At 42.9% G+C, this 11,481-nt stretch carries 9 protein-coding genes; 4 read left to right on the top strand and 5 right to left on the bottom strand.

What is annotated here, in order from left to right:
* Positions 1-322: 322 nt before the first annotated feature.
* On the bottom strand, positions 323-1,294 hold the full coding sequence (locus tag L1271_RS14960; protein ID WP_235368170.1) for a transposase: 972 nt from the start codon (positions 1,292-1,294) through the stop codon (positions 323-325).
* Between the two features lie 330 nt (positions 1,295-1,624).
* Between L1271_RS14960 and L1271_RS14955 the strand changes: the two genes are divergently transcribed.
* From L1271_RS14955 to L1271_RS14945, 3 genes are all read left to right on the top strand, one after another.
* Entirely contained in the window at positions 1,625-2,089 is a 465-nt protein-coding gene (locus tag L1271_RS14955; RefSeq protein WP_235368169.1) for a nuclear transport factor 2 family protein, read from the top strand.
* A gap of 437 nt (positions 2,090-2,526) precedes the next feature.
* Positions 2,527-2,919 carry a BlaI/MecI/CopY family transcriptional regulator gene (locus L1271_RS14950; protein WP_010604953.1) on the top strand — a complete coding sequence of 131 codons (393 nt, stop codon included), beginning with the start codon at positions 2,527-2,529 and terminating at the stop codon, positions 2,917-2,919.
* Positions 2,919-4,532, top strand: coding sequence for a M56 family metallopeptidase (locus L1271_RS14945; RefSeq protein WP_102056930.1), 1,614 nt, complete (start codon positions 2,919-2,921; stop codon positions 4,530-4,532). Before L1271_RS14950 ends, L1271_RS14945 begins: the two co-directional genes overlap by 1 nt.
* A 58-nt stretch (positions 4,533-4,590) precedes the next feature.
* Here L1271_RS14945 and L1271_RS14940 read toward each other — a convergent pair whose 3' ends face one another.
* The 3 genes from L1271_RS14940 to L1271_RS14930 all read right to left on the bottom strand — a co-directional run bounded on the left by L1271_RS14940 (position 4,591) and on the right by L1271_RS14930 (position 8,282).
* A complete protein-coding gene (locus L1271_RS14940; protein WP_102056929.1) occupies positions 4,591-5,484 on the bottom strand; it encodes an ABC transporter ATP-binding protein in 894 nt (297 codons plus the stop codon).
* Positions 5,481-6,287 (bottom strand): ABC transporter permease subunit, encoded by an 807-nt coding sequence (locus L1271_RS14935; RefSeq protein WP_102056928.1) that lies wholly within the window; start codon positions 6,285-6,287, stop codon positions 5,481-5,483. Before L1271_RS14935 ends, L1271_RS14940 begins: the two co-directional genes overlap by 4 nt.
* 174 nt (positions 6,288-6,461) lie before the next feature.
* The gene (locus L1271_RS14930) at positions 6,462-8,282 is read right to left on the bottom strand and encodes a M2 family metallopeptidase (protein WP_102056927.1); all 1,821 of its coding nucleotides are present in this window, start codon (positions 8,280-8,282) and stop codon (positions 6,462-6,464) included.
* Between the two features lie 349 nt (positions 8,283-8,631).
* Between L1271_RS14930 and L1271_RS14925 the strand changes: the two genes are divergently transcribed.
* A complete protein-coding gene (locus L1271_RS14925; RefSeq protein ID WP_235368168.1) occupies positions 8,632-10,902 on the top strand; it encodes an acyl-CoA dehydrogenase in 2,271 nt (756 codons plus the stop codon).
* 75 nt (positions 10,903-10,977) lie between these two features.
* Here L1271_RS14925 and L1271_RS14920 read toward each other — a convergent pair whose 3' ends face one another.
* Positions 10,978-11,427, bottom strand: a complete 450-nt coding sequence (locus tag L1271_RS14920) for a hypothetical protein (protein WP_039497631.1) — start codon at positions 11,425-11,427, stop codon at positions 10,978-10,980.
* Between the last annotated feature and the right edge of the window lie 54 nt (positions 11,428-11,481).

Here is an 11,481-nt window from a genome sequence, read left to right as displayed (position 1 = left end):
TACATTTTTTGCTAGATCAATTGAAAGCGTGCTAACGTTATTCATGATGGACTCTCCTAATAACTGTGTTTGCAACTATCAGTTTGGCGCATTGACGCCGATTTGGGAGCGTCCATCTCATCACCCATCATTGTTTGTATCTATGCTGGCAAAGTGAGATTAAAAAGTACGGAAACACTTAAAGAGTAGGGACAAAAGTGTTTTTAGATAGGGTGACCTTTGGCGGATAAGCGGATCGCTAAACTAAAATTGGATTATCGCGCACGACAACGCGCTGTAAATACAGGAGTAAGAAATTCTAGAATTGAGGATGTGAGTTCTGCTAAGCCAACAAGCGCTCGCAGTTTGTTAGATTCGTCCGCCGTCGTTTTTGTAGTGTTTCACAGTAAGCGGTTATTGTTCGTTCTCGTCCAACCGCGCCGTGGAATACCCGAGAAAATTGCGTAGTGAGTTTTATCCAGTTCTCCGGTTCGATATTTAATCGAGTGAGTATAGGCTGAGACTCAAAGATATAACCGCGTTTATCGGCGCGAATACATTGGCCTGTGAGTTCAATCAATTCAATATAGGATTTGAGTTCAAAGGGCAGGCCTTTTGGCATATGTTTTCGTGGGCTGCCCGCAAAACGTAACAGACTTTTTGGTTGTTTACCTAATTTCGCATGGCCAATGCGTTTTTTGATGCTTGTGTGGTCTGAAGTTTCAGGCGTTGCGGCAATGTTGGCTCTAATGGGGTTTAGGTCTACGTAAGCGAGGCAGCCAGCCAGTGCAGCTTCATCCAGTAGTGCTTGGGATTTAAATCGTCCTTCCCAAAATCTGCCTGTACAGTTATCTTCTTTATTTGCTCGGCGGGCGATATCTTCGTTGAGTACTCGCATAAACCAGCTAATATCTGCGAGCCTTTCTCTGTATTTGGCGACATGCTCATTGAGTATCAACTGCTCCGACTCATTGAGTGGCTCACCTTCAGTAAACTTTTGGCTTATCCAATTGCCCTTAAACAACTTGTGCCACCGTATTACAATCGCTTTATCCGACAGGCGCTTAGCTTTTTTATCATCAACATATAAAACAATGTGAGTGTGATTACTCATCACCGCATAAGCACAGACATCAATACAAAACACAGACCCCAACATCAATAGCTTTTCTTCAACCCAATCACGACGGTGTTCGTATGATTTTCCGGTAAATTTATCTTCACCACACAGAAATGCACGCCTTACGCAACGGGAGATACAGTGGTAATATTTGGTGTCGGTTAAACTGATTTGCTTTTTACGGGCTGTAGCCATAGTTTGTTTTCCTCAATCCTTTGAGTGCAGAATTAAAGCGTAGGCGGTATCTTAGGAAGGTGCAAATTAGTGGTGGGTGTCAGCGATTTGACTCTTGATCAAAATGAACGGGTTGAGCGCCTCGTTATTCTTCACCATAAGCGACTTTAACAAGCTCTTTATGAGTATCTAGGCTAATGAAAAATGTGTTATGTTTGTTCATGCTAGCCTCTGCTGTTTAGTTATTTGACAAACTAATTATGGCACTGGCTTTAAGCTAACTCACGAAGAAGCGGAGGCTAGCATCGTGTAGGATTCATTATGTCTAGGCATAGCAGGAAGGAAAAAACCGTGAATAAATTTATATTAGTGTTATTTTGCTTTCTTTTTTCATTTTCTAGTAGTGCACACGATAATTTCACATCAGAGCAACTAATTGAGAAAGCAAAAGTATTTGTAGCGGCAAAAAATGCACGTCAACAACCCAATTCAACAATTAAAGAAATCGAAAACTATATCTCACTGCTTTCTGATGACTTTATCGATGAACACGTCAAATTTAAATTTACTTATACAGATAAATCTAAACTCCGAGAGGATATGATTAATAAATTAAAAGATGAAGTCATTCATAGTTCAATAGAAATAAATGAGGTAATGGTTGGCGCTAATGTCGTCTTTGTAAAAATGACCGAATCAGGTAAAGTAAAACCTGCTCATTTAGATAAAACTATTGAATATAGTAAAACCAATATTGTTTCACTTGAGTTTAATCAAGCGGGCTTAGTTAAGCACATTCGTCGACACCACGGGTAATCAATACCATACAAACGCTTTAACACATTAGTGGTGGGTGTCAGCGATCAATAGCGATCAATAGAACTCTTGACAGCAGCTGAGCGTCCATATATGTCAGCGATCAATAGTGTCAGCGATCAATAGAACTACAACATAGAGAGCTTTAGTTGTAGCTAAAACTTGAGTCTCACTTTACCCTAATTTGAGTTGTTATTATCCATATAAAGGCTTTAACCAAGGAACGAAAAATAGCAAGCTCGCGCTCCTTCATCGCTATTTTATGCTGCTTCTTGGAGGAGTTGTTGCACAGCCTTCACTTTCCTTCAAGGTAATACAGCTTTCATGTAAAGGTTTCACCTTCTGTGTCCCACCAAAAATTTCTAGTTGACTTCATGGGTACTAACCACTACATTTGTAGTGGTTTAAAACTACAAATGTAGTGGTAGAGGTGATAAGTGAAACTAAGTGAATTTGAATTAGACGTGATGAAGTTACTTTGGCAACAAAATGCATGTACTGCCAGTGAGCTTCATAAATATCTTCTTGCAGATGATACAAGAACAAAAAAAGTGGCTTATAACACAGTCAAAACAATCGTAGATCGACTAGAGCAAAAAGGTGCGGTCGAGCGCTGTGGTCAGCAGGGGAGGTCAATCGTCTATCAAGCAAAAGTGACTCAGCAAGCGCTTTCACAGCAGGCAACACCGCGTTTTATGGATCGCTTTTTTAAAGGTAGTTCACGCAGCCTGATAGCTCATTTCATTAAAGAAGAGAGTTTAGACGATGATGATATTGAGTATTTACAAAACCTACTTAAGAGCAAAAAACAGAAGAAAGAGAGCGACTAATGTTTGATTACTTACTCACCGCAAGCTTGCTCAGCATGTTTAGTTTGACTAGCTGCTATTTTCTGAAAACTGCGCCTGCACGAACGCGCTTTTATGTGTTGGTAGTAGGGTTATTGAGTTGGCTAATTCCATGGCAGCAACTTTCCCCACCCCCTTTTTTAATAGATCTGGAGCTTTACACTATTGAGGTAAGTTCTATTTCAGATTCAGGGTCAACTCCACCGAACAGCATCAAGCAAACCACTTTGCAAACCGAATCAAACTGGCTTTCTGGCTATACCATAAACCAAGTGTTTTCAAATTTGTTTGTATTTCTGACAGTGGTAGGTGGAGGACTATTTCTAGCGAGAGTGTTGTCGTATAAAAGATTACTAAGAGGCATCGAAAAGGGCGCCTACACCAGTGAAGAGCATCAATATCTACACACGTCTTGCACCGTAAAATTTACAGAATTGAGTACCCCAGCAATTACGACAGGCCCATTACAGCACACCATTTGGTTAGATTTTAAGATGAAAGGTCGACCAGAACTCGATTCCGTGATTGAGCATGAGTTAACGCATATCAAGCATAAGGACACATATTGGTTATGGCTAATATGTGCGACTGAAAGCGTCTTCTTTTGGAATCCATTCTGTTTGTTGTTAGCAAATTTGGCGCGACAACAAATCGAACTCAGCTGCGATGAAAGCTGTATGGAAAAACTGAGTGATAAATATAGATACGATTTGGCCAGTTTACTGTTGTCCGAACATCAATACCGGTATGAACATGCGTCATTAGGTCATTCAGTATTAGCCGTATCTCACTCGAAAAGTTTCAATATTCAAAGAGTTAAAACACTAAACAAGGAAAAGAAAATGAAATTATCCCATTTAATGATTATCACGGCAGCACTATCTTGTGGTGCCTTAGCTGCTAACCAAATCGTCTCTGAAAAGCAGGTAACACAAGAAGCGAGTAAACAAAAGAGTGAAAATTCTGCGCGATATCAACAGCAATTAAAGGAACTACTCGCTGGGGCGAAAGGTGCGAAATCGGATGATGAAGCACAGCTAACAGCAGCGGTTTCACACATTTTAAATTGGCATAGTAACCGCCGTTCGTTGAATGGTTTTGAAGAGCTGGATATCAAAGTTAAAAGCTTTACCTTGCTCGACCAAACCTATCATAAGCTAGGTCAACACGAAGCAATCTTGACCGCTTACACTAATTGGTTTCCTGAAGGCTCTACTCAACCGCCATTTTTAAAAAACAGATTGGCATCAGCTTATATGCACCTTGGGCAACATCAGCAGGCAGCAGAGCAACTAGAGAGTTTATCTGAAAAAATGCAAAGTCGCTTTCAAATCGGTAGCGCTACTGATTTGGCACGCGCTTACATTGAAATGGCAGACTACGATAAAGCATTAGCTGTATTAAACAGTGATGTTGTAACCAGCGCTGAAAATCAAACATATCAAGATATCCTAAGATACTATGCATACGAAAAACTGAATAACCAAACAAAGGTGAACGAGTTGAAAGAGCGTTTACCTGCGGATTATGCGAAAACGCCGGCAATATTACCTCGCTTACCTCGACCCGGCTCTTTGTTACTGGCGAAGTTATAAATCATTTAAGAAAGCCTGTAAGATGCAGGCTTTTTTAATTTACTAAACTAACCGTGCGCTAGCCGAACAGTTCATCTTCTAGTGTTTTACCATTAACTAAGGACTTGTAACGCCAACCCTGTTCACGGCAAAGTTGGAGTACGTCAATATCAACCTGTTGGCCGCTACGGTACTCAATAAGCAGGGCGCCACTGGCATTTACTGTCACCTCTTCAACGCCTTGTAAGGTTTTCAAAAGCGCTATGTGACTACCGGTGCCAGACTCTTTAAGTTTTACTGTCAGCGTGGCAAGTTCCGCTTCTTGGATGCGGTCAACTGCGGTTAATTTACCATGCTGTAAATGTAATACCTGATCGCACAAATCATCGAGTTCTACTAAATCGTGTGAACTCAAAATAAAAGTCGTTTCAGATTGAAGCCTTTTTACTAGGTTTCTGATCTCACGAGCATTCACGGGATCTAATCCAGCCGTGGCTTCGTCAAGTAGTACAATTTCAGGCTTTGAAAGTAGCGTTTGGGCAATACAGATACGTTTTCGCATGCCATGAGATAACTCATGAGGTTTGGCGTGATAACAGTCTTTGAGGTCTACAAGCGCAAGCACTCTGTGCGTTTCACTCTCGGCCGCTTTCGCATCTAAACCTTGAAGTTGTCCGTATAAACGTAGCTGATTACTGACAGAAAACCTTGGATCAAGCTGAGCATCCTGTGGAAGTGCGGCAAGGCGACCAAAAAGTGCAGCGCTGCCAGGTTTGTGACCTAAAATCTGAACATTGCCTGCATCTGCATTTAGATACCCACAAAGTGTGCTAAAAAGGGTGGTTTTACCCGCACCATTTGGGCCAACAAGCGCAATGGGTGAACCTGCGTTTAGGGTAAAAGATACGTTATCTAGTGCGCGCTTTCGTCCATACTCTTTCACTAAATTATTAACTTCAATAATGCTACTCATAGCGTGCGCCTTCTTAATAGTTCACAACTAATTGCAATTAACACGAGGCTATGCAGCACCGGTGTGGCAAAGCGAGAGAGGTTGATATTTTGTGCGATGGTTTCTGTGCCTTGGAATCCAGGAAAAAGATAAAACAGATACTCCGCGTAAGCGCTGTACTCAAGTGCAAAAGCGACCAAAGTAGCGAGCGTTAAGTAGGTTAAAATTGCGTAAATCATACTCATTTTGCTTGAGTTAGCAAAGTGATTAGCAACAGACATCAGGGCAATAAATGGCGCAGTAATAAGCGTTAGCTCTAAAACAATTAATGTCGCTCGACTTAGCCCTGTGAGCCACAAGCTTGGGTCGCGCACCACCATTAATATCCAAGCACCTACAGCAGAAATCGCTATGAGCAGCAACGTATTGAATACCTGCCCAACAAAGCGGCCAACAACAATTTCCGCGCGAGATGTGCGCAGGGTTAGAAATCTCAGTGTGCCGCGGGTTCTATCTTCTACAGTTTGATCTGCGCTTGAAAAGATCACAAAAAGAGGAAATAAAAAGATTGACCAAACTAAGTACAGTGCAAGTTCCATTTCAGGCCACTGGGCAATACGATGCATACCAACGACGCCGGAAAAACTCTGGATCATATTTTTGAAGTTGGGGTCGCTGACAATGGATACCGCTTCTGCAATGGCGTAGCGCAAAATAGCATACCAAACCAAAACAAATGCGGCGATGGCTATCCATCCGCGTTTCGTTGCAAACAAGCGTTGCAATTCAAAGATGGCTATTAGGCCAATTCTTTTTATATTCATAAGGATCCTTGCATGTGACAACACAGACCTCACCGCCAGAGCGGTAGGCTGATTTTGATTTGAGCGTATATGATTGGCGCTAAAAAAGGAAGTTACTGAACTGTAACAAAATTAAACCAATATAAAACGGGCACGATTGAGTGTGCCCGTTTCTGAATCTCTATTTGCTAGCAATTACCAGCCGCAATTACGGCCTTTATTTTGCTCATCTAGGTATTTTTGCAATGGTGCAAAGTAGTCAAGTACTGCTGTTGCATCCATTTCATCTTTACCTGTTAGCGTTTTAAGTGCTTGTTGCCAAGGTTTGCTGCTGCCCATTTCAAGCATGGCATTTAAACGCTCACCAGCTGCTTTCGAGTTGTAAACAGAACAGCGGTGAATGGCTTCTTTGCTTCCAGCAATTTCACAAAGTGATTTGTGGAATTGGAACTGCAAAATATGCGCTAGGAAGTAACGAGTGTAAGGCACATTACCAGGTACGTGGTATTTTGCACCTGGGTCAAAGTCATTTTCTGTACGTGAAATTGGTGCTTTAACACCTTGATATTTCTCTCTTAATTCCCACCACGCTTGGTTGTACTCTGCTGGAGAAATCTCACCAGAGAATACTTTCCAGCGCCATTGGTCGACAAGTAGACCGAATGGAATAAATGCAACTTTGTCGAGTGCCATCTTCATCAATAGACCGATATCTTTTGACTCATCCGGTACGTTATCCAACAAACCAATTTGCTTTAAGTAGCCAGGTGTTACAGATAGCGCGATGGTGTCGCCGATAGCTTCGTGGAAGCCATCGTTGGCACTTTCTTGGTAATACACAGGCTGTTGATTGTAAGCGCGCTGATAGAAGTTATGGCCTAGTTCATGGTGGATAACTGAGAACTCTTCACCGGTGCGTTGGATACACATTTTGATGCGTAGGTCGTCTTTGGCATCTAAGTTCCATGCTGATGCATGACATTGTACGTCGCGGTCTTGTGGTTTAATAAATAAAGAACGTTCGTAGAAAGTCTCAGGTAATGGGGCAAAACCCATAGAGGTGAAGAACTTTTCTGCACCTTTTACCATTTTGATTTCGTCGTAATTGTGTTTAGCCAGTAGCGCCGTTACATCATAACCCGGATCTGCGTTTTCTGGCGCGACTAAGTCATAGATATTGCCCCAGCTTTGTGCCCACATATTGCCAAGCAAGTGTGCAGGAATAGGCTGGTCTTGAGGCACTTTATCTTCGCCGTATTTCTCGCCAAGCTTGGCTCTAACATGACAGTGCAGCGAATCATATAGCGGCTTTACTTGGTTCCAAGTACGGTCAAGTTCTTTTGCAAAGTCGTCCGCTGGCATGTCGTACTTACTGCGCCACATGGCGCCTGTGTCTGCGTAGCCAAGCTCATTAGCACCTTCATTGGTAAGTACCACTTGCTTTTCATAGAGTGGACGCATCGGCTTTGACACTTCTCGCCAACCTTGCCAGATGTCTAAAAGCTCTTCATAGTCGCGACTATTCGCCATCTTAGCCGTCATGTCGCCAAGGCTTAGGCAAGTGCCATCATCTTTACAGTATTTGCCCTTGCCGTACATACCATCAAGCTCTGCAGTGAGCTTTGCAAGTTCCGCTGTTTTGTCAGCATCTTTTGGTGCAGGTAATGTCAGGTTTAGCTTCAATTTGTCAAGCTTGCGGCGAGTATCTTCGTTTAACGTCGAGCCATCAAATTGTGCAGCTTGGTTAGCAAGCTCCACGAGCGCAGCGGTGTATTCCTCATTAACGTCCGCAGCAAATGAAGCGGTATCGTGAGTAATAAAGTTCGCGTAAATCCAAGCTGAGCGGCTAGAGCGGAAGTTAAGGTCAACCAACTGTTCTGACGCCTTATCTAAAAATGCTACTGCATCGGCTTCTGATAACGCTTTATTTGTAGTTTCAGTGGATTTGCAGGCAGAGAGTGCAAAAGTACTGGCAACAATGAGTGCGCCAACACTTAACTTAAATCTTGGTTTCATAGGGTTCACTTGTTGTTTTAATGAATACACGAGCCGACTTAACGCTAGACGGCATTTCAGTATCTATAGCCAGCTACGCTAATTGGGTTAACTGCTAAAATTAATCCAATTAGTATTAGTCGTATGAACAACTAATCGTAGTGAGCGCGGCTTTTACGCGCAGCAAAGCATCATTTTTTGCTGTGGTGGCAAGAATAATAGCAGGACGACTTTAAAACGACAATTTTGCGATGGACAAACAAAGAGATGCGAGCGCAGATAAAAGTTGAGTTAGTGTGATTATTAACCATAATTAAGGCAGTCAATTGTATCAAAAGGCCGTATTTGAAGCCTGCAAAAAGGAGTGCATATGACTTTAGTTTTATTGGTGATATTGGCCATAGTGGTGGTATTTTGTGTCCGTGATATCAGGGTTAAGTTGATCACTAAACCGCTCTTTAATTATTTCAAAACATCATTACCTGAACTCTCCCAAACCGAGCGAGAAGCGATGGAAGCAGGGAGTATCTGGTGGGATGGCGCGTTGTTTTCGGGTAAGCCGAATTGGCGAAAGTGGTTAAGTAATGATAAACCAAAGCTGAGCGATGAAGAACAGGCATTTATAGATAACGAATTACACACGCTGCTAAAAATGCTTGATGAAGAAAAAATATCTGAGGCTCAAGACCTGCCTGAAGAAGTTTGGCAATTTTTAAAAGAAAAGGGTTTTTTTGCTTTTATTATTCCAAAGGCTTTTGGTGGTCGGGAATTTAGTGCTCAGGCGAACTCCACCATCGTTGCAAAAATAGCCAGCCGTAGCTTGTCTACGGCAGTGACCGTGATGGTGCCAAATAGTTTAGGTCCTGCGGAGCTGCTGCTTCATTACGGGACCAATGATCAGCAGAATACTTGGCTGCCAAAGCTTGCCTCGGGTGAGGCGCTACCTTGTTTTGCATTGACCTCTCAAGAGGCGGGATCGGATGCTGGTAGCATTCAAGACTTTGCGATTGTGTGTGAGCGAGAATTTGAGGGAGAAAAGCAAATTGGACTTGCGGTAACTTGGCAAAAACGATACATCACGCTGGCGCCCGTCGCTGATGTATTAGGACTTGCGTTTAAGGCTTACGACCCGGATCAATTGCTTTCAAATAAAGTAGAGCTTGGGATCACTTGTGCACTTATTCCTACGGCACATGAAGGCGTAAAAACTGGAGATCGACATAATCCGCTGGGGCAAGCTTTTATGAATGGTACAACCAGTGGTGAAGATGTTTTTATTCCAATGGCTTGGGTGATAGGCGAACAGTCAGGTATCGGCAAAGGGTGGCGCATGTTGGTGTCGTGTTTAAGTGCTGGGCGGGGGATATCTTTGCCTGCACTGAGCGCGGGAACCGCTCAATTAAGTGCCAGAACGACTTCGGCTTACGCTGGTGTCCGTCGTCAATTTGGTGTACCTATCTCTGCCTTTGAAGGAGTGCAAAGCGCGTTAGCCAGAATTTACGGCTATAGCTATCTTATTGAAGCGGTGAGACAAACCACTGCGTTGGCAATTGATTTAAAGCAAAGCCCTTCGGTAGTCACTGCGATTGCCAAGTATCATCTCACAGAGCATGCAAGGGTGGCATTGAATGATGCGATGGATATTCATGGCGGCAAAGCCATTCAAATGGGGGAAATGAATTATCTTGCCCACAATTATATGGGGATGCCGATTTCTATTACCGTTGAGGGCGCCAATATTTTAACGCGAAGCTTGATGATTTTTGGTCAAGGTGCAACGCGTTGCCATCCTTTCATACTCAAAGAAATGAGTATCGTACAGCAAGAAGATCAATTAATCGCATTGAAAGAGTTTGATGAAGTGCTTTGCAAACACTTGCAGCATACCTCTATGAATGGGCTTAAGGCATTTTTTAATGGCTTCACACTTGCACGTTTCGAACGTGCGCCAGTTGGTGGTGATGTGGCGGCGTATTACCGACGGCTAACATGGTTGAGCCAAGCGCTTTCTGTGTATAGCGATATCGCTATGTTAAAGCTAGGCGGGTCACTAAAACGTAGAGAAATGCTCTCTGCAAAATTAGGAGATGTCCTGAGCTTTCTTTATATCGCCTCGTGCGTATTAAAAAAATACGAAGATGATGGCCGTCAGCAAGGGGACTTACCGCTGGTAAAGTTTGCCTTAGATCACTGTCTTAACGAAGCAAGTAAGGCTATTTATGCATTTTGCGATAACTTTACCGCAGCACCTCTGGCATTTTTGCTAAAGCGTATGGCGTTTCCTGTTGGTAAGTGGCTCAAAGCGCCAAGCGACAAATTGGCGGTGCAGGTATGTAGCAATGTTTCTGATCATAACTCGACCCGTGAACGTATCTCGCATCTGTGCGCCGTGGTAAAACACTCTGCGATAGATACGGTTGAGCATGCTTATTTACTGGAAAAGGCGCACGCTCCACTAATGGCAAAATATCGTAAGTGGTGTAAACAAAATAGCGTGAAACTGGTGGGTAAGACATTGAATGAAAAACTCAGTATCGCAATGGACGACAAGGTGATTGATGATAAGAGTTCTGAAACCATCTTTTGTATTGAAACGCTAGTTGCAAAAGCGATTGCTGTTGATGCAAAAGCGCCCAACTAGTTTGTTGTGACGGAGGATTTTGGCTAATTTGTTAAAAAAGCCCCGACAACGGGGCTTTCCTTTCTTATTCTTGAGTTAACGTGCAAAGGGGTCGGCTAGTACCTTGTCTACGTACCATTTGCCTTTTTTGCGCACCATACTGACACTACGCATGTCGTCTACTTGCTCACCGTGGAGCTGACCTGTAAAAATTAAATTAATTTTTGCGCTGTCGCCATACTGTTCGCGCAGACTTTGATTGGTCATATCAACTTCTATGGTGACTTCATCGTATTGCATATTCACTAAATTTCTGGCGAATTGCGACGCAGTACCGTAAGAGCGCATGATACGCGCGTGACGGGGAGTGGCGATTTTCATTGCAGCATCTAAATCTTTTTGATTATAGAGTGCGTCAAAATACATTGTTGCGGCATATCCAGGAGTGTCCTTGTCACCACTGACATTATCCTCTGAGCCGCACGCTGAGAGTAAAATCATTGCGGCTAAGACAACGAAAGTTTGCTTAATAAGTGACTTTGTCATGCTAAAATACATCATATGCAGTCTAAAATTATTCACAATAAGTTAAGTTTGTCT

This window comes from Pseudoalteromonas sp. OF5H-5 (assembly GCF_021530695.1).
Taxonomy (GTDB): domain Bacteria; phylum Pseudomonadota; class Gammaproteobacteria; order Enterobacterales; family Alteromonadaceae; genus Pseudoalteromonas.
This window is presented reverse-complemented; position numbering and strand designations above follow the sequence as displayed.